Origin of the sequence: Stenotrophomonas sp. GD03877 (genome assembly GCF_029840555.1) — a bacterium.
Lineage (GTDB): Bacteria > Pseudomonadota > Gammaproteobacteria > Xanthomonadales > Xanthomonadaceae > Stenotrophomonas > Stenotrophomonas geniculata.
The window spans coordinates 67102-86769 of the sequence record NZ_JAOCCT010000010.1 but is presented as its reverse complement, the minus strand read 5'-3'; the positions used below and the strand labels follow the sequence as shown (position 1 = coordinate 86769).

Below are 19668 nucleotides of genomic sequence, written 5' to 3'. Positions count from 1 at the left end.
CGGCGGGGGCCCTGTATTGTCCCGTTGCCCGGAAACCCTTACTGGGCGGGCGTATCACGCAGCTCGCGACGGAGAATCTTGCCGACATTGGTCTTCGGCAGCTCTTTTCGGAATTCTACGATTCTGGGGTGCTTGTAACCGGTCAGGTTTGCCCGCGCATGTTCCTTGACCATTTCCGCGGTCAGGTTCGGGTCCTTCTTCACGATCACGACCTTGACCACTTCGCCGGACTTCTCGTCCGGGACACCGACGGCGGCGACTTCCAGCACGCCCGGCATCATCGCGATGACGTCTTCGACCTCATTCGGGTACACGTTGAAGCCGGACACCAGGATCATGTCCTTCTTGCGGTCCACGATGTAGAAGAAGCCCTTTTCGTCCATCTTCGCCATGTCGCCGGTGTGCAGCCAGCCGTCGGCGTCGATGGCGGTGGCGGTTTCTTCCGGCCGCTGCCAGTAGCCCTTCATTACCTGCGGGCCCTTGATGCACAGCTCGCCCACTTCGCCCAGCGCCAGGATATTGCCGTTGTCGTCCTTGATGCAGGCATCGGTGGACGGGATCGGCAGGCCAATGGCGCCGTTGTACTCGGGCAGGGTGAGCGGGTTGATGCAGGCTGCCGGCGAGGTCTCGGTCAGGCCGTAGGCTTCGACCAGGGTCACGCCGGTGACCTTCTTCCAGCGTTCGGCCACGGCACGTTGCACCGCCATGCCGCCGCCCAGAGTGAACTTGACCGAAGAGAAGTCGATCTCGTCGAAGCCCGGGGTGTTGAGCAGGCCGTTGAACAGCGTGTTGACGCCGGTGATGGCAGTGAAGCGGGTGCCCTTGAGCTCCTTGACGAAGCCCTTCATGTCGCGCGGGTTGGTGATCAGGTGATTGCAGCCACCGAACTTCATGAAGACCAGGCCATTAGCGGTCAGCGCGAAGATGTGGTAGAGCGGCAGGGCAGTGATGATCACTTCCTTGCCCGGCTCGATGCCCGAGGTGGACAGCCACGCCGACGCCTGCTGCATGTTGGCGATCAGGTTGCGGTTGGTCAGCATCGCACCCTTGGCCACGCCGGTGGTGCCGCCGGTGTACTGCAGGAAGGCGATGTCGTCGTGGTCGATCTCGACCGGCGGAAGCGCGTGGCGGCTGCCCAGCTTGAGCGCCTGCTTGAAGCGGACGGCGCCCTTGATGTGGTAGTTGGGCACCATCTTCTTGACGTACTTCAGCACGAAGTTGACGATCGCGCCCTTGGCGCCGAGCAGGTCGCCCAGGCCGGTGGTGACCACGTGCCTGACCGGCGTATCGGCGATGACCTGCTCGACGGTGTCGCCGAAGTTGTCGACCACCACCAGCGCACTGACGCCGGCGTCGACCAGCTGGTGCTTGAGTTCGCGCGCGGTGTACAGCGGGTTGACGTTGACCACGGTCAGTCCGGCGCGCAGCACGCCGAAGGTGGCCACCGGGTACTGCAGGCAGTTGGGCATCATCAGGGCGACGCGGTCACCCTTCTTGAGCTTGAGCTCACCCAGCAGGTAGGCGGCGAACTGGGTGACCAGCGCGTCCGTCTCACCATAGGTGAGGACCTTGCCGAAGCTGGAGTAGGCGGGACGGTCGCGGAATTTCGCGACGGAAGCGTCGAAGACCGAGGCGACCGAATGGAATTCGTTGACGTCGATTTCGGCGGGAACGCCTTTCGGATAGCTCTGCAGCCAGGGACGATCCAGACTCATATTCCCCCTCCAGGAATCGTGATGTATTAGGTTCGGCCCTGAGCGTAGCGACAATGGCCGTTCATTGCAGCATACCCCGCCGTAGGGAAAACGCGAAGAGGCCCCGAAGGGCCTCTTTGCTGGGTAGTGCCGGCCGCTGGCCGGCATCTGCGCTCGATCGGGCCGCTTGCGTCAGCCCTGCTTGCGCACCGGTGCGCCGTTGGCCTTGTAGTACGGCGCGGTGCTGCGGGCCAGCGGGGTGCGGCCGCGGATCACGTCGGCCAGCTTCTCGGCCATCATGATGGTCGGCGCGTTGAGGTTGCCGGTCACCACCTGCGGCATGATCGAAGCATCGACGATGCGCAGGCCTTCCAGCCCGTGCACGCGGCCCTGACCGTCGACCACCGCCATCGGGTCATCGGCGTGGCCCATCTTGTTCGAGCACGACGGGTGGTAGGCGGTCTCGGCATGTTCGCGGACGAACGCATCGATCTGCGCATCGGTCTGCAGCGCGCTGCCCGGGGAGATCTCGCGGCCGCTGTACGGTGCCAGCGCCGGCTGCGCGAAGATCTCGCGGGTGATGCGGATCGCCGCGCGGAACTCGCGCCAGTCCTGATCGTGCGACATGTAGTTGAACAGGATGCTCGGATGTTCGCGCGGATCCTTCGAACGTACATGGATGCGGCCGCGGCTGGGCGAGCGCATCGAACCGACGTGCATCTGGAAGCTGTGCGCCTTGATCGGGTTGGAGCCGTTGTAATTGATCGCCACCGGCAGGAAGTGGTACTGCAGGTTCGGCCAGTCGAACTCGGCGTCGCTGCGGATGAAGCCACCGGCCTCGAACTGGTTGCTGGCGCCGATGCCGGTGCCCAGGAACAGCCACTCAGCACCGATGGCCGGCTGGTTGTACAGCTTCAGTGCCGGCGCCAGCGAGACCGGCTTCTTGCACTCGTACTGCAGGTACATCTCCAGGTGATCCTGCAGGTTGGCGCCGACGCCGGGCAGGTGGTGTACCAGGTCGATGTCCAGGCTGCGCAGCAGATCGGCCGGGCCGACGCCGGAGCGCTGCAGGATCTGCGGCGAGGCGATGGCGCCGCCACACAGCAGCACTTCGCGGCGCGCGGTGGCACGCTGCGGCTGGTCGTTGTGCAGCCACTGCACGCCCACCGCACGCTTGCCCGAGAACAGGATGCGGTCGGTCAGCGCGTGGGTGACGATGGTCAGGTTCGGGCGCGGCTTGGCCAGGTCCAGGTAGCCGCGGGCAGTGCTGGAGCGACGGCCCTTCGGGGTCACCGTGCGGTCCATCGGGCCGAAGCCTTCCTGCTGGTAGCCGTTGAGATCGTCGGTGCGCGGGTAGCCAGCCTGCACGCCGGCTTCGACCATCGCAGCGAACAGCTCGTTGTTGCCGGCCTTCGGCGTGGTCACGCGCAGCGGGCCCTCACCACCGTGGTAGTCGTTGGGGCCGATGTCGCGGGTTTCCGCCTTGCGGAAGTACGGCAGGCAGTCCAGGTAGGTCCAGTCTTCCAGGCCCGGCATACTGGCCCAGTTGTCGTAGTCCATCGCGTTGCCGCGGATGTAGCACATGCCGTTGATCAGCGACGAGCCGCCCAGGCCCTTGCCGCGGCCGCAGTCCATGCGGCGGTTGTTCATGAAGGGCTCGGGATCGGTCTTGTACGCCCAGTTGTAGCGCTTGCCCTGCAGCGGGAAGGCCAGTGCCGCCGGCATCTGGGTACGGAAGTCGAGCCGGTAGTCCGGGCCACCGGCTTCCAGCAGCAGCACGCTGACATCGGCATCTTCGGTGAGGCGGGTGGCCAGCACGTTGCCGGCCGAACCGGCGCCGATGATGATGTAGTCGTACTCGTTATGGGTGCTCATGGATGTCTCCTGCAGGCCGGGGCGCGCTGCATGCAGGCGTCCCGACGGAATGTCGGATCGGCGCGGTGGCCGGACGAGGGGGCGTGCTCGGGGCGCGCCGGTCAGAACACGCTGGCGTAGTCGCCCAGCTCGACCTGCACCGACTTGATGCGGGTGTAGTGGCCGAGGGTGGAGATGCCGTTCTCGCGGCCGACGCCGGATTCCTTGTAGCCGCCAACCGGCATTTCGGCCGGCGATTCGCCCCAGGTGTTGATCCAGCAGATGCCGGCTTCCAGGCGGTGGATGATGCGGTGGGCGCGGCTGACGTCCTTGCTGACCACGCCGGCGGCCAGGCCGAAGGTGGTGTCGTTGGCACGACGCACCACTTCGTCTTCGTCGTCGTAGGCGAGGATGCTCATCACCGGCCCGAAGATCTCTTCCTTGACGATGGTCATGTCATCGCGGCAGTCGGAGAACACGGTCGGCAGCACGTAGGCGCCATTGGCCAGCGCGCCTTCGGTGGCACGCCCGCCGCCGGTCAGCAGGCGGGCGCCTTCGGCCTTGCCGCTTTCGATGTAGCGCAGCACGTTTTCCATGTGCGGGAAGCTGGTCAGCGGGCCGAAGTTGGTCTCGGCGGCCATCGGGTCGCCGATGCGGATGCGCTTGACGCGCTCGACAACGGCGGCCTCGAACGCGGCCAGCATGCTGCGCGGCACGAACACGCGGGTACCGTTGGTGCAGACCTGGCCGGAGCTGAAGAAGTTGGCCATCACCGCGATGTCGGCGGCACGGTCCAGATCGGCGTCATCGCAGATCACCAGCGGCGACTTCCCGCCCAGCTCCATGGTCACTTCCTTCAGCGACGAGGAGGCGGCGCTGGCCATGACCTTCTTGCCGGTGGCGACGCCGCCGGTGAAGGAGATCTTCTCGATCACCGGGTGCTCGGTCAGCCACTGGCCGATCTCGCGGCCCGGGCCCTGCACCACGTTGAACACGCCGGCCGGCACGCCGGCTTCGGTGTAGATCTCGGCCAGCCGGATCGCGGTCAGCGGGGTCACTTCGGACGGCTTGAACACCATCGCGTTGCCAGCGGCCAGGGCCGGGGCCGACTTCCACATGGCGATCTGGATCGGGTAGTTCCAGGCGCCGATGCCGGCGACCACGCCCAGCGGCTCGCGGCGGGTGTAGAAGAAGCTCGATTCGCGCAGCGGCAGCTGGATGCCTTCGATGGCGGTGGCCAGGCCGGCGTAGTACTCGACCACGTCGGCACCGGTGACGATGTCCACGGTGGTGGTCTCGGCCAGTGCCTTGCCGGTATCCAGGGTTTCCAGGTGGGCCAGCTCGTCGTTGCGCTCGCGCAGGATTTCGACGGCGCGGCGCAGGATGCGCGAACGCTCCATGGCGGTCATCGCGGCCCACACCTTCTGGCCGTCGGCCGCGCTCTGCACGGCGCGTTCGACGTCGGCCTGGCTGGCGACCTGCACTTCAGCGATCACCTCGCCGGTGGCCGGGTTGATGGTCTTGAAGGTCTTGCCGCTGGTGGCATCGACGTGCTGGCCGTGGATGTAGAGCTGTTGGACGGGCAGGGTGGTCATGGGGCGTACTCCTTGGAAGGGGGCGGGTGCTGAAGCGCTTATAGCGCGACAGCCTGCAACTGGAAGTCGATATAGCCGTAAGCGATGCGCCGGGACTTCTCGGCATTGAACTGGCCGCCGACCAGGCTGCCGCGCAGCCACAGGCCGTCAATCATCGCGGCCAGGCCGCGGGCGGCCAGGCGGGCCTGCGGGTGGGGCAGCAGGCGGTTGAACTGGTGGCACAGGTTCGAGAACAGGCGCTGGTCGTTGGCGCGCTGCAGCCGGGCCAGTTCCGGCTGGTGCATGCTGGCGGCCCAGAAGGTGAGCCAGACGCGCATCGCGGTGCCGTTGATCTGGCTGTCGTCGAAGTTGCCATCGACGATGGCGCGCAGCTGGTCGCGCGGGTCGTCGCCAACCTCGGCACGGTAACGGGCGACCGCGTCCTTCAGTTCGCGCAGGATCTGCCGCATTGCAGCATTGAGCAGGCCGTCCTTGTCGCCGAAGTAGTGGGCGACGATGCCGCTGGACAGCCCGGCCTTCTTCGCGATGGTGGCGACGGTCGCATCGGCCATGCCGATCTCGTCGATGGTCTGGAAAGTGGCCCGGATCAGCTGCTCGCGCCGTACCGGTTCCACGCCTTTCTTCGGCATTGTCTCTCCACGGATTGCGACCCGAAGGATCGGGCTGCCCGCCATTATGCTTTTTATTGATTGAACGTTCAATCAATAAACCCTAGGATGCGCTCGCGCCCCACGCCATGGGCCCGGTTTACCGGTCCGGCCCCGCCCATGTGCTCCCTCGGACTTGATGAGACGACCCCATGTCTTCCCTGGCTCATCCCAAGCGTTCGCCCCTGCGCTTGAACCGTTTTGTGTTCTTCAGTTCCTCGGTGTCGATCGGCATCCTCGGGCTGCTCACCGTTCTCTATCCCGAAGGCAGCGAGCACTGGCTGCAATGGGCGCAGGCCGAGGTCTCGGCGGCGTTCGGCTGGTGGTACATGCTGCTGATCGTGCTGTGCCTGGGGTTCGTGCTGTGGCTGGCGTTCTCGCCGTATGGCCGCATCCGCCTGGGCCACAACGAGGAATCACCGGCCTTTGGCTACGTCGCCTGGGTGTCGATGCTGTTCTCGGCCGGCATCGGCATTGCGCTGCTGTACTACGGTGCCTACGAGCCGCTGGACCATTTCCTGCATCCGCCCGGGCAGCCCGGCGGTACCGTGGCCGCCGGCCGCGAGGCGATGGTGCTGACCTTCCTGCACTGGGGCCTGCACGGCTGGGCGCTGTACGCGCTGGTCGGCGTGGCGCTGGGCTACTTCGCCTACCGCCGCGACCTGCCGCTGGCGTTGCGCTCGGCGCTGTACCCGATCTTCGGTGAGCGCATCCATGGCCGCATCGGCGACATGGTGGATGGCTTCGGCATCCTCGCCACGCTGATCTCGATGGTGACCAACCTCGGCATCGGCGCGCTGGTGGTGCAGTCCGGCCTGGTCTACCTGTTCCACATCCCGGATACGCCGCAGGTGCTTGTGGCGATCGTGCTGGTGATGATGGTGGTGGCCACCATCGGCGTGGTTGCTGGCGTGGAAAAGGGCATTGCCTGGCTGTCCAACCTCAACGTGCGCCTGCTGTGCGGCCTGCTGCTGTTCGTGCTGGTCACCGGCCCGACCCTGCACCTGTTCGACGGCCTGATCCAGAACACCGGCGATTACCTCGGCGCGTTCGTGCGCAAGAGCTTCGACATGTACCTCAACGACCCCAAGGGCCGTGAGTGGATGGGCTCGTGGACGCTGTTCTACTGGGCCTGGTGGATCGCCTGGGCGCCGTTTGTCGGCCTTTTCGTGGCGCGCATCTCGCGTGGCCGCACCATCCGCGAAGTGATCATGGGCGTGCTGCTGATCCCGCTCGGCTTCACCCTGGCCTGGCTGTCGATCTTCGGCAACACCGCCATCGACCTGGTGCTCAACCACGGCCAGGCGATCCTGGGCGACGTCGCCCAGCACGATGCGGCGATGACGCTGTTCAAGCTGCTGGAATACCTGCCCGCCGCGCCGTACGTAGCCGGTGCCGCGGTGGCGATCGGTTTCGTGCTGTTCCTGACCCCGGTTGATTCGGGCACGCTGATGATCGCCAACCTGTGCACCCGTCGTGTCGATGACGGCGTGGAGGACGGCCACGACGCGCCGATCTGGCTGCGCGTGTTCTGGGCGGCCGGCATCACCGTGGCCAGCGTCGGCCTGCTGCTGGCCGGCAACTTCAGCGCGATGCAGACGGCGGTGGTGCTGTGCGGCCTGCCGTTCTCGTTCACCCTGGCGTTCTACATGTGGGGCCTGCTGAAGGCACTGCGCACCGATCCGGATGCGCCACGGCGGTGAGCGGGTATCCGGTGGCTATTCCGATGCCGCCGTTGATGCAGTAGAGCCAGGCCATGCCTGGCTGCGGTGAAGCAGAAAGGGCCGGATCCGCGAGGATCCGGCCCTTCTTCTTGTAGAGCCGAGCCCATGCTCGGCTGATGCTGTGGCGATGTAGCCGAGCGCAGGCTCGGCTCTACAGGTGATGCATTACTTGCTGGCCAGCTGGCGCAGCACGTACTGCAGCAGGCCGCCGTGGCGGAAGTACTCGACTTCCTTTGGGGTCAGCAGCATCACCGACACCTCGAAGGTCTTCTTCGTGCCATCGGCCTTGGTCGCGGTGACCGTGGCGCGCTTGCTGGCGCCGTCCTGCAGGCCGGTGATGTCGATCACCTCCGAGCCGTCCAGGCCCAGGCTCTGTGCGTTCTCGCCGTTGCGGAACTGCAGCGGCAGCACGCCCATGCCGACCAGGTTGGAACGGTGGATGCGCTCGAAGCTTTCGGCGATGACCGCCTTAACCCCCAGCAGCAGGGTGCCCTTGGCCGCCCAGTCGCGCGACGAGCCGGTGCCGTACTCCTTGCCGGCCAGCACCACCAGCGGCACCTTGTCGGCCTTGTACTTCATGGCCGCATCGTAGATCGCCAGCTTCTCCGGCTGGCCGCCGCCGGCCGGGTAGTACAGGGTGTTGCCGCCTTCCTCGCCACCGAACATCAGGTTCTTGATGCGGATGTTGGCGAAGGTGCCGCGGACCATCACGTCATCGTTGCCGCGGCGGCTGCCGTAGCTGTTGAAGTCGGCCGGCTGCACGCCGCGTTCCTGCAGGAAGCGGCCTGCCGGTGAGTCCTTCTTGATGTTGCCGGCCGGGGAGATGTGGTCGGTGGTGATCGAATCGCCGAACAGGCCCATCACGCGTGCACCATGCACGTCGTCGATGCTGCCGGTCTGCATGGTCATGCCATCGAAGTACGGCGGATTCTTGATGTAGGTGGAGGCATCGCTCCACTCGTACAGGTTGCCGTCCGGCGAGGCGATGGTGTTCCAGCGGGTATCGCCCTTGAACACGTCGGCGTAGTTCTGCTTGAACATTTCCGGGCCGACGGTCGCTGCGATGACATCGCCGATTTCCTTGTTGCTCGGCCAGATGTCGCGCAGGTATACCGGCTGGCCATCGCTGCCGGTCCCCAGCGGCTGGGTGGTCAGGTCGATGTCGGTGGTGCCGGCGATGGCGTAGGCCACCACCAGCGGCGGGCTGGCCAGGTAGTTCATCTTCACTTCGGGGTGCACGCGGCCCTCGAAGTTGCGGTTGCCCGACAGCACCGAGGTGACGACCAGGTCGCCGGTGGCGATGCCGGCGCTGACTTCGGTCGGCAGTGGGCCGGAGTTGCCGATGCAGGTGGTGCAGCCGTAGCCGACCACGTAGAAGCCGATCTTCTCCAGCTCCTTCAGTACGCCGGCCTTTTCCAGGTAGTCGGTGACCACGCGCGAGCCTGGGCCGAGCGAGGTCTTGACCCACGGCTGGCGGTTCAGGCCCTTGGCGGCCGCGTTGCGCGCGAGCAGGCCGGCACCGATCATCACCGCCGGGTTGGAGGTATTGGTGCAGGAGGTGATGGCAGCGATGACCACCGCACCATCCTTCAGCCGGACCTTGCGGCCTTCGATCTCGATGTCGGCGAAGCCCTTGGCCAGTTGCTCGTTGCCCACTGCGGCGCCGCCGCCTTCGTTGACGAACGAGGACACGTCGTCGCTGCGCTTGTCGCGGTTGGCGGTCATGCCGACCAGCGCTTCGCGGTAGTTCTTCTGCACGTCTTCCAGCAGCACGCGGTCCTGCGGGCGCTTCGGACCGGCCAGCGAGGGCTTGACCGTGCCCATGTCCAGTTCCAGCGTGGTGCTGTACTGCGCATGCGGGCTGTTGACGTCGTGCCACAGGCCCTGCGCCTTGGCATAGGCTTCGACCAGTGCGATCTGCTCTTCGCTACGGCCGGACAGGCGCAGGTAGGTCAGCGATTCGTTGTCGATCGGGAAGATGCCGCAGGTGGCGCCGTATTCCGGGGCCATGTTGCCGATGGTGGCGCGGTCGGCCAGCGGCAGGTGCTGCAGGCCGTCGCCGTAGAACTCGACGAACTTGCCGACCACGCCCAGCTTGCGCAGCATCTGGGTGACGGTCAGCACCAGGTCGGTGGCGGTGGCGCCTTCGGGCAGCTTGCCGGTCAGCTTGAAGCCGACCACCTGCGGGATCAGCATCGACGAGGGCTGGCCGAGCATGGCTGCCTCGGCCTCGATGCCGCCCACGCCCCAGCCGAGCACGCCGATGCCGTTGATCATCGTGGTGTGGCTGTCGGTGCCGAACACGGTGTCCGGGTAGGCCACCGCCTTGCCGTCCTTGTCCGCGGTCATCACCACGCGGGCCAGGTTCTCCAGGTTCACCTGGTGGACGATGCCGGTGTTCGGCGGCACCACCTTGAAGTTGTCGAAGGCCTTCTGGCCCCAGCGCAGGAAGCCGTAACGCTCCTGGTTGCGCTGGAATTCGATCTTGCCGTTGAGGTCCAGCGCGTCGGGCTTGCCGAACACATCGACCTGCACCGAGTGGTCGATGACCAGTTCGGAGGGGATCTGCGGGTTGATCTGCTCCGGCGAGCCGCCGAGCTTGACCACCGCGTCGCGCATCGCGGCCAGGTCGACCACGCAGGGCACGCCGGTGAAGTCCTGCAGGACCACGCGCGCCGGCATGAAGGCGATTTCGGTGTCCGGTTCGGCCGCCGGATTCCAGCGGGCCACGGCTTCGATGTGGTCCTTGCCGACGGTGATGCCGCCATCCTCGTGCCGGAGCAGGTTCTCCAGCAGGATCTTCATCGAGTAGGGCAGGTGGGAGATATCGAAGCGCTGGCCCAGCGTGGGCAGGCTGAAGTAGTCGTAGGTCTTGCCGCCGACGTTCAGCTGGCTGCGGGTGGAGAACGAATCGCTCATGCGGGGTAACTCCTTCTTGCGGATGGCTTGCACTGGCCCGCGCATGGGCGGACCTGCTTGCGGTCGCCGTGGGCCTGGCGGCCCCGGTGGTCCCAGTATGAACCCCAGACTGAATGGATTCATCCGGGCCGGGTTCCGGCCTGCGGCATCGGTTCCAGACTACAGGGGAAGGTGTATGGCGTATGTCACGTTTGTGGCCGATCCTTTGCGAGGCAAGGGCTGGCGGGGCGCCGGTCCTGTTCAGGGTGGAAGTATGCCCGGGGAAGTATGTATAATTTGTGCATACTCTGGAGGGCCTACCGATGGAAGCCACTGTTGCAGAACGCGGACAGATCACCCTGCCCAAGGCGGTGCGTGACGCCCTCGGCCTGACCAAGGGCACGCTGCTGAAGGTCGAGCTGGACGGCAGCCGCATCATCCTGCGCAAGAGTGTTGACGATGCCATTTCACGGGCGCGCGGCAAGTTCGCGCTGGACGGCTTCGAGTCATCCGACGCGGCCGTACGCGCGGTGCGTGACGAGGAGTAAGCCGTGATGATCGCCGTCGATTCGCCGGTGCTGGTCGAGCTGCTCAGCAATGGTCCGCAGGCCGATGCGGTGGAAGCCATCCTCAGGCAGAGCCTGGTCGGTGGCCGCGTGGTGGTCTGTGGCGCGACCCTGGCCGAAGTCTGCGCATCGCTGCGCGGCGGCGCCGAAGTGCTGGAAGCACTGGAAGAGATGGGCGTGCACTTCAACCCGATGGAAGCCAAGTCGGCACTGCGCGCCGGCGAGATGCACCGCCGTCATCGCCAGCGCGGCGGCAGCCGCCGCAGCCTGGACGAATTCATGGTCGGCGCCCACGCACTGCTGCAGTGCGACGGCCTGATCACCTGGAACGACACGTTTTACCGCGACTACTTCAAGGGCCTGAAGCTGATCGTGCCGCAAGCCTGAGCCCACTTTGTTATTTCAACCTACGCATTACCCGGGAGTTGTCATGTTGGAAGCCTACCGCCACCACGTCGCCGAGCGCGCTGCGCTTGGCATCCCGCCGCTGCCGCTGAGCGCGCAGCAGACGGCCGATGTCATCGAACTGCTGAAGAACCCGCCGCAGGGCGAGGCCGAGTTCCTGCTCGACCTGCTGACCCACCGCGTTCCGGCCGGCGTCGATGACGCAGCCAAGGTCAAGGCCTCGTACCTGGCCGCGATCGCGCTGGGCAGCGAGCAGAATCCGCTGATCAGCCGCGAGCGCGCCACCGAACTGCTGGGCACCATGCTCGGCGGCTACAACGTCGCCCCGCTGGTGCAGCTGCTGGACGATGCCAGCGTCGGTGCCATCGCCGCCGACGCGCTGAAGAAGACCCTGCTGGTGTTCGACGCCTTCCACGATGTGCAGGAAAAGGCCAAGGCCGGCAACGCCAACGCCCAGGCCGTGCTGCAGAGCTGGGCTGATGCTGAGTGGTTCACCAGCAACCCGGAAGTGCCGCAGAGCCTGACCGTCACCGTGTTCAAGGTGCCGGGCGAAACCAATACCGACGACCTGTCGCCGGCGCCGGACGCGACCACCCGCCCGGACATCCCGATGCACGCCCTGGCGATGCTGAAGAACAAGCGCGACGACGCGCCGTTCACCCCGGAAGAGGACGGCAAGCGCGGCCCGATCCAGCAGATCCTGGACCTGAAGGACAAGGGTCACCTGGTCGCCTACGTCGGCGACGTGGTCGGCACCGGTTCCTCGCGCAAGTCGGCCACCAACAGCGTGCTGTGGTGGACCGGTGATGACATTCCGTTCATTCCGAACAAGCGTGCCGGTGGCGTCTGCCTGGGTTCGAAGATCGCCCCGATCTTCTACAACACCATGGAAGATGCCGGCGCACTGCCGATCGAGCTGGATGTGTCGAAGATGGAGCACGGCGATGTGGTCGAGCTGCGTCCGTACGAAGGCAAGGCGCTGAAGAACGGTGAAGTGATCGCCGAGTTCCAGGTCAAGTCCGACGTGCTGTTCGACGAAGTGCGTGCCGGTGGCCGCATTCCGCTGATCATCGGCCGTGGCCTGACCGGCAAGGCGCGCGAAGCGCTGGGCCTGGCTCCGACCGACCTGTTCCGCCTGCCGGTGCAGCCGGTCGACACCGGCAAGGGCTTCTCGCTGGCGCAGAAGATGGTCGGCCGCGCCTGTGGCCTGCCGGAAGGCCAGGGCATGCGCCCGGGCACCTACTGCGAACCGAAGATGACCTCGGTCGGCTCGCAGGACACCACCGGCCCGATGACCCGCGACGAGCTGAAGGACCTGGCCTGCCTGGGCTTCTCGGCCGACCTGGTGATGCAGTCGTTCTGCCACACCGCCGCCTATCCGAAGCCGGTGGACGTGAAGACCCACCACACCCTGCCGGAGTTCATCTCCACCCGTGGCGGCGTCTCGCTGCGCCCGGGCGACGGCGTGATCCACAGCTGGCTCAACCGCATGCTGCTGCCGGACACCGTCGGTACCGGTGGTGACTCGCATACCCGTTTCCCGGTGGGCATTTCGTTCCCGGCCGGTTCGGGCCTGGTCGCCTTCGCCGCGGCCACCGGCGTGATGCCGCTGGATATGCCGGAGTCGGTGCTGGTGCGCTTCAAGGGCAAGATGCAGCCGGGCGTGACCCTGCGTGACCTGGTCAACGCGATTCCGCTGTACGCGATCAAGTCGGGCCTGCTGACCGTGGCCAAGGCTGGCAAGAAGAACATCTTCTCCGGCCGTATCCTGGAAATCGAAGGCCTGCCGGAGCTGAAGGTCGAGCAGGCGTTCGAACTGTCCGATGCCTCGGCCGAGCGTTCGGCGGCCGGTTGCTCGGTGCGCCTGAACAAGGAACCGATCATCGAGTACCTCACCAGCAACATCACGCTGCTGAAGTGGATGATCGCCGAGGGCTACCAGGATCCGCGTTCGCTGCAGCGTCGTATCGAAAAGATGGAAGCGTGGCTGGCCAACCCGCAGCTGCTGGAGCCGGATGCCGACGCCGAGTACGCCGCCGTCATCGAGATCGACCTGGCCGACATCCACGAGCCGATCGTGGCCTGCCCGAACGACCCGGACGACGTGAAGACCCTGTCCGAAGTGGCCGGTGCCAAGATCGACGAAGTGTTCATCGGTTCGTGCATGACCAACATCGGTCACTTCCGTGCCGCTGCCAAGCTGCTGGAAGGCAAGCGTGACCTGCCGACCCGCCTGTGGGTGGCCCCGCCGACCAAGATGGATGCCTCGGAGCTGACCAAGGAAGGCGTGTACGGCACCTTCGGCGCTACCGGCGCTCGCATGGAAATGCCGGGCTGCTCGCTGTGCATGGGCAACCAGGCGCAGATCCGCGAAGGCTCCACCGCGATGTCGACCTCGACCCGCAACTTCCCGAACCGCCTGGGCCGCAACACCAACGTGTACCTGGGTTCGGCCGAACTGGCCGCGATCTGCTCGCGTCTGGGCCGCATTCCGACCAAGGAAGAGTACATGGCCGATGTGGGCGTGATCGCCCAGAGCGGCGCGGAGATCTACCGCTACATGAACTTCGACCAGATCGAGGAATACCAGGACGTGGCCAAGACGGTCGCTGCCTGATGCGGTAGTGCCGGCCGCTGGCCGGCCTCCCGTTGAAACGAAGAACCCCCGGTGAAAGCCGGGGGTTTTTGTCTGCTGCATCCGCTATTGCACGGTCCAGTCTGCGTTGCCCTGCAACCGACGGCCGCCGATCAGCACGTTGCCGCGCTTACCGGAGACATCCATCTCGAACCAGGGCAGTCCATCACGGTCAAGTGGACGCACGTAGGCCTGGCGCTTTGCACGGTTGAATTCGATGTAGTAGCGGCGATGCACGTTGGGGTACGTCGGGATCGACGCGCCTTTCCAGCTGACGCTTACCGCGCCGGGGTCTTCGCGACCTACCAGCATCAGCATGAAGAACACATCACCCTGCTTGGCCTCGAAGTAGAACAGATCGCCACTGGCGCTGGCGGGTGCCAGTGGCAATGAAAGCAGTACGGCCGCCAGGGCGGCCTTCCATATGCCTTTGATCATGTGCAGCATTCCTTGTGCAATACCGCTATCAAAGCACACATGCGGGTAGCGCGTTGAAACGAAGAACCCCGGTGAAAGCCTGCGCCTTTTTTTGCTGCCTGATGGCCTGTAGCGCCGAGTCCGTGCTTGGCTGCTGTTCGCGCGATGCGCGATGAGTCGAGCGTGGCTCGACTCTACAGAGGGCATCCACGCATGGCGTGGATCTGCTTTGTGTCAGTTGCGGGCGAGGGCGAGCAGGCGTTCGGCAATGCGTTCCAGCGGTACCTGTTCCTCGGCGGCGCCGAGCTTGAAGGCGGCACCAGGCATGCCCCAGACCACGCTGGTGGCTTCGTCCTGCACCAGCGTCGGGGCGCCGGCCTGGCGCATCTCCAGCAGGCCGCGTGCTCCGTCATCGCCCATGCCGGTGAGGATGGCACCGATGGCGTTGCTACCGGCGTTCTGCGCGACCGAGCGGAACAGTACATCCACCGCGGGCTTGTGCCGGTTCACCGCCGGACCATCGTCGACGCGGCAGCGCCAGCGTGCACCGTCGCGGATGATGCGCAGGTGCTTGCCGCCGGGCGGGAGGTAGGCGTGGCCGGGCAGCACCGCTTCGCCGTCGCTGGCCTCGCGCACGGCCATCGCCGAGTGCCGGTCCAGGCGTTCGGCGAAGGCGCTGCTGAAGCTGGCGGGCAGGTGCTGGGTCATCACCACGGCGGGTGCGTCCGCCGGCATGCCTTCCAGCACCACGCGCAGCGCTTCGGTGCCACCGGCGGAGGAACCAATCGCGATCAACCGGTCGGTGGTGCGGAACTGAGGCGCGGCGGGGCGCATCGCAGGCGCGGCTTCTAGCAGGAGCTTCGGTGCGGCAGCGCGTACCAGCGGGCGCACCCGCGAGCGCGCCGCCATCTTGACCTTGGCGATGATCTCGTCGGCGTAGCCCTGCAGGCCGCGTGCGACGTCCAGTTTGGGCTTGGAGACGAAGTCCACCGCGCCCAGTGCCAGCGCCTGCAGCGTGGTGTCGGCGCCGCGTTCGGTCAGCGAGGAGATCATCACCACCGGCAACGGGTGCAGGCGCATCAGGTTTTCCAGGAACGCCAGCCCGTCCATGCGCGGCATTTCCACGTCCAGGGTGATCACGTCCGGGGCCAGGCGCTTGATCTTCTCGCGCGCCAGCAGCGGGTCGGCGGCGGTACCGACCACGTCGATGGCCGGGTCGCTGGACAGGATTTCGGTAAGCATCTGGCGCACGACGGCGGAGTCGTCGACGATCAGGACCCGGCAGGGGGCGTTGCCGGTCAAGGTCATTCGAACAGCTCCACGCCGCCGGTGACCGGAGCCTTGGACAGGCGTGCACGCACCGCCGATTCGGTCGCGGCCACCTCGGCTTCGTGGGCATGCGGCAGGCGCTGCACCACCACGCGGCCTGTATCGGCGAAGAACCAGATCTTGCGCGGATGGATGCCGCACAGGTCCTCGGCGATGATCGGAATATGCTCGGCCTGCAGGTACTGGCGTACGAACTCGGCGTTGCGGGTGCCGACCGGGTTGCTGGTGAAGCCCTTGAGCACGTTGGCGCCGCCGAACACCTTCGCTTCGATGCGCTTGCGATGCGCGCCACGCTTGAGCATGTCGTTGATCAGCAGTTCCATCGCGTAGCTGCCGTAGCGTGCGGGAGCACCGTCGCCGGCATTGCCCTCGGGCAGCAGGAAGTGGTTCATGCCGCCGATCTTCAGTACCGGGTCGCGCAGGCACGCGGCCACGCAGGAACCCAGCGTGGTGGTCAGCGCGGTGGTGTCGTCCACCACCAGGTACTGGGTCGGCAGCAGCTTGGCGGCGATGGTCTGGAAGCGCGCATCCTGGTAGCGCATCACATCGTCGGTACGCAGCGAGGCGTTCATGCGCCGGCCTTTGCCGCACGGCGATACAGCGTACGGCCGCAGGGCTGGATCAGGTCGGCGGCGTGCAGGTAGTTCTCCGAGTGTCCGGTGTAAAGCAGGCCGTCATCGGCCAGGTGCTGCACCAGGCGGCCGAGGATTGCGCGCTGGGTCGGCTTGTCGAAATAGATCATCACATTGCGGCAGAACAGCGCGTCGAATGGTCCGCCGACGTCGTAGCGCGGGGCGAGCAGATTCAATGGGCGGAACTCGATCAGCTCGCGTAGTGCCGGCAGCACGCGGCACTGGCCCTCGTTGGGGCCGCTGCCGCGCTGGAAGTAGCGCCGGCGCAGATCCGGGTCGAGATTGGTGACCCGGTCGATGTTGTAGACGCCACGGCCGGCGGTGGCCAGTACCTGGGTATCAACATCGGTCGCGACGATGCGCACCGGCGGCTTCAGCGTACCGAAGGCCTCACAGGCGGTGATCGCCATCGAATAGGGTTCTTCACCGGTGGACGCCGCGCATGACCACAGCAGCAGCGGCGTGCGGCTGGAGCGCTGCTGAAGTTCCTCGCGCAGCTTGTCGAAGTGGTGCGGCTCACGGAAGAACGAGGTCAGGTTGGTGGTCAGCGCGTTGGTGAACGCCTGCCACTCGTCGCCGTCTTCCTGCTCCAGATGGTCCAGGTACTGCTGGAAGCTGCGCATGCCCAGCGTGCGCAAGCGGCGCGACAGGCGGCCATAGACCATGTCGCGCTTTGCCGGGGCAAGGGCGATGCCCACGCGCTGGTAGATCAAGTCGCAGACGCGGCGGAAATCACGGTCGGCGAACTCGAATTCGCGCGGGCCGGTGACGATGGGAGTAGGACTTTGCACGGGGGACGTGTCCATCGGCAGAGGCGGCGGCCGAAGCCGCCGCGGGTGGGTCTCAGAATTCCTGCCAGTCGCTGTCGCTGGCCACGAAGGTGCTGGCGTTGCTGCCGGCGCGGCGGACCGGTGCCGGCGCTGGAACCGGCTGCGGGCGCGCCACGGCGGCGGCAACACGGACCGGCTCGACACGCGCGGCCACCGCCTTCATTGCGGCGGAAACCTGGTTGTCCAGGCGGAAGATCGCCACGGCGTCGGCCAGCTGGCCAGCCTGTTCTTCCATCGCGCGTGCGGCAGCGGTGGCTTCCTCCACCAGCGCGGCGTTCTGCTGGGTCGTCTCGTCCATCTGCACCACGGTCTGGTTGACCTGCTCGATGCCGGCACTCTGTTCCTGCGAGGCGGCGGAGATCTCGGCCATGATGTCGGTCACGCGCTGCACCGAGGCGACGATCTCGCCCATGGTCGCGCCGGCCTTGTGTACCAGTGCCGAGCCGTCGTTGACCTTACCGACGGAGTCGTCGATCAGGCCCTTGATCTCCTTGGCGGCAGCGGCCGAGCGCTGGGCGAGGGTGCGCACTTCGCTGGCGACCACGGCGAAACCACGACCCTGTTCACCGGCACGCGCGGCTTCCACTGCAGCGTTCAGCGCCAGGATGTTGGTCTGGAACGCGATGCCGTCGATGACCGAGATGATTTCGGCGATCTTCTTCGACGAGGCTTCGATGGCCGACATGGTGTTGACCACCTGGCCAACCACGCTGCCGCCTTGAGAGGCAACACCCTGCGCGCCGATCGCCAGCTGATTGGCCTGGCGGGCATGTTCGGCGTTCTGGCGCACGGTGGAGGTCAGCTCCTCCATCGACGCGGCGGTTTCTTCCAGGTTCGCAGCCTGCTGCTCGGTACGGCGCGACAGATCGCTGTTGCCCGATGCAATCTCACCGGCGGCCAGGGTGATGCTGGAAGCACTGGCCTGGATCTGGCCGACGATCTGGGTCAGCTGGGCGACGGTGGTGTTGGCGTCGTCACGCATGCGTGCGAACACGCCCTGGTAGTCGCCGTGCATGCGCGCGGTCAGGTCGCCTTCGGCGATGGCCGACAGCAGCTGCGAGAGCTTGCCGAGGTTGTCATCGCTGACCGCCATCATCGCGTTGAGGTTTTCCAGCATCAGGCGGAAATCGTGATCGAAACGCTGCGCGTCGCCACGGCGGCTGAAGTCGCCGGCGGCGGCGGCACTGGCCAGCTGCTTGATCTCGGCGTTGATGCGGCCGAGGTTGGCCTTGACCGTGTCGACGGTGGTGGTCATTGCGGCCTTCTCGCCGGGGTAGCGCGCGATGTCGCGGCTGAGATCACCGACCGCGTATTGTTGCACCACGTCCAGCACGTCGTGCAGGGTCTGCACGTGGCCGCCTACCAGGGCGTTGGTTTCCTGCACCATCAGCCCGTACTCGCCGGGGAAGGCACTGGCGTCGATGCGGTAGCTCAGTTCGCCGCCGTCGTGGCGGCGCGCCATTTCGCGCTGTCCGCTGATTACTGCGTGCAGCTGCTGCTGCATGCCGGACATGGCGTCCAGCAGGCGGCCGGTTTCGTCATGCGGCTGCGGGCCAATGTGGCTGTCCAGCTTGCCGCGGGCGATACCCTCGGCGACGGCCGTTGCCTGCTTCAGCGGCACGGCGATGCGGTTGCCGATGAGCCAGCTCAGGGCCAGCACGATCAGCACCAGCACGCCACCGGAGACGGCCATGATGGCCGTGAACACCAGCGCCTGCTTCTGCACGTCGTCCATGTAGACGCCACTGCTGACCACCCAGTTCCACGGCGCGAACAGGCCGGCGTAGGCCACCTTCTCGACCTCGCCCTTGCTGCCCGGCTTGGCCCAGCGGTAGTTGACGAAGCCGCCACCGGCCCTGGCTGCTTCGACCTGGTCGTAGTAGATCCGCACGCCGTCGTCGGTGCGGAAGTCCTTCATGTCCTTGCCCACCAGCTCCTTGCGGAACGGGTGCATGAGCAGGCGGTATCCGGTGTCGTAGATGTTGAAGTAGTAGGCATCGTTATCGGCGCGCATCACTTCCAGCGCCTGCAATGCGGCGCTCTTCGCGGCGTCCTCGCTGAGTTCGCCGGTGCCGGCCAGCCGGTGGTAATGCTGAAGGATGCCGTAGCTGAGTTCGACCTGGGTCTTCAGCGCGGTCTTGCGGGTCTCGGTCAGGTCGAGGTACTGCATGCGGGCGGCGATCACCGAGAGCGCGATCACGCCGAGCGCGATGAGCAGCGTCAGCAGGTTGAGCTTGCGCCGGACGGAGAGGTTGCTGAAGTAGTGTTGCCAGCGATGCAGGAGATTCATCGAGCAGGACCAGGTCGAAGCGGGCGGGCGGCGCCGAGCCGGTCAGCGGCGGGACAAGCCGTGACAACCCCGTTATCGGCCGATGGGGCGGGGGATTGAGGCGCAGTGTCCGAACGTATTCAGGTTTCCTTGCAGCGGCGGCTGCGGCGCTG

Annotated in this window: 14 protein-coding genes; 4 read left to right on the top strand and 10 right to left on the bottom strand. The window is 66.0% G+C overall.

Going from position 1 to position 19668, the window contains the following annotated elements:
• Window positions 1-38: 38 nt before the first annotated feature.
• The 4 genes from N5D20_RS09975 to betI form a co-directional block, all read right to left on the bottom strand.
• Entirely contained in the window at window positions 39-1715 is a 1677-nt protein-coding gene (locus N5D20_RS09975) for a long-chain fatty acid--CoA ligase (protein ID WP_010482498.1), read from the bottom strand.
• A 171-nt stretch (window positions 1716-1886) separates the two neighbouring features.
• Window positions 1887-3569 (bottom strand): choline dehydrogenase, encoded by a 1683-nt coding sequence (gene betA / locus N5D20_RS09970; protein WP_014037074.1) that lies wholly within the window; start codon window positions 3567-3569, stop codon window positions 1887-1889.
• A 101-nt stretch (window positions 3570-3670) separates the two neighbouring features.
• Window positions 3671-5143 (bottom strand): betaine-aldehyde dehydrogenase, encoded by a 1473-nt coding sequence (gene betB, locus N5D20_RS09965; RefSeq protein ID WP_197579519.1) that lies wholly within the window; start codon window positions 5141-5143, stop codon window positions 3671-3673.
• 38 nt (window positions 5144-5181) lie between these two features.
• A complete protein-coding gene (gene betI, locus N5D20_RS09960; protein WP_014037076.1) occupies window positions 5182-5772 on the bottom strand; it encodes a transcriptional regulator BetI in 591 nt (196 codons plus the stop codon).
• Between the two features lie 170 nt (window positions 5773-5942).
• Between betI and N5D20_RS09955 the strand changes: the two genes are divergently transcribed.
• The gene (locus N5D20_RS09955; protein ID WP_197579518.1) at window positions 5943-7493 is read left to right on the top strand and encodes a BCCT family transporter; all 1551 of its coding nucleotides are present in this window, start codon (window positions 5943-5945) and stop codon (window positions 7491-7493) included.
• 186 nt (window positions 7494-7679) lie between these two features.
• On the opposite strand, the gene acnA is transcribed toward N5D20_RS09955, so the two are convergent.
• Window positions 7680-10433: an aconitate hydratase AcnA gene (gene acnA, locus N5D20_RS09950; RefSeq protein ID WP_197579980.1), complete on the bottom strand. Its 2754-nt coding sequence runs from the start codon at window positions 10431-10433 to the stop codon at window positions 7680-7682.
• Between the two features lie 302 nt (window positions 10434-10735).
• On the opposite strand from acnA, the gene N5D20_RS09945 reads away from it, so the two are divergent.
• The 3 genes from N5D20_RS09945 to acnB are packed head-to-tail and all read left to right on the top strand — an operon-like array spanning window position 10736 to window position 14000.
• Window positions 10736-10960, top strand: a complete 225-nt coding sequence (locus tag N5D20_RS09945; protein ID WP_005409505.1) for an AbrB/MazE/SpoVT family DNA-binding domain-containing protein — start codon at window positions 10736-10738, stop codon at window positions 10958-10960.
• A 6-nt stretch (window positions 10961-10966) separates the two neighbouring features.
• Window positions 10967-11365: a type II toxin-antitoxin system VapC family toxin gene (locus N5D20_RS09940; protein WP_005409506.1), complete on the top strand. Its 399-nt coding sequence runs from the start codon at window positions 10967-10969 to the stop codon at window positions 11363-11365.
• 43 nt (window positions 11366-11408) lie between these two features.
• Entirely contained in the window at window positions 11409-14000 is a 2592-nt protein-coding gene (gene acnB, locus N5D20_RS09935) for a bifunctional aconitate hydratase 2/2-methylisocitrate dehydratase (RefSeq protein WP_054171685.1), read from the top strand.
• An 84-nt stretch (window positions 14001-14084) separates the two neighbouring features.
• Here the strand turns inward: acnB and N5D20_RS09930 are convergent, their stop codons facing one another.
• From N5D20_RS09930 to N5D20_RS09910, 5 genes are all read right to left on the bottom strand, one after another.
• A complete protein-coding gene (locus tag N5D20_RS09930) occupies window positions 14085-14456 on the bottom strand; it encodes a hypothetical protein (protein ID WP_197579978.1) in 372 nt (123 codons plus the stop codon).
• A 213-nt stretch (window positions 14457-14669) separates the two neighbouring features.
• The gene (locus N5D20_RS09925) at window positions 14670-15743 is read right to left on the bottom strand and encodes a chemotaxis response regulator protein-glutamate methylesterase (protein ID WP_197579976.1); all 1074 of its coding nucleotides are present in this window, start codon (window positions 15741-15743) and stop codon (window positions 14670-14672) included.
• On the bottom strand, window positions 15740-16336 hold the full coding sequence (gene cheD / locus N5D20_RS09920; RefSeq protein WP_014037083.1) for a chemoreceptor glutamine deamidase CheD: 597 nt from the start codon (window positions 16334-16336) through the stop codon (window positions 15740-15742). Before cheD ends, N5D20_RS09925 begins: the two co-directional genes overlap by 4 nt.
• Window positions 16333-17202 (bottom strand): CheR family methyltransferase, encoded by an 870-nt coding sequence (locus tag N5D20_RS09915; RefSeq protein WP_019338555.1) that lies wholly within the window; start codon window positions 17200-17202, stop codon window positions 16333-16335. The genes cheD and N5D20_RS09915 overlap by 4 nt, the downstream gene beginning before the upstream one ends.
• A gap of 37 nt (window positions 17203-17239) precedes the next feature.
• Window positions 17240-19516: a methyl-accepting chemotaxis protein gene (locus N5D20_RS09910; RefSeq protein WP_197579974.1), complete on the bottom strand. Its 2277-nt coding sequence runs from the start codon at window positions 19514-19516 to the stop codon at window positions 17240-17242.
• Window positions 19517-19668 lie beyond the last annotated feature (152 nt).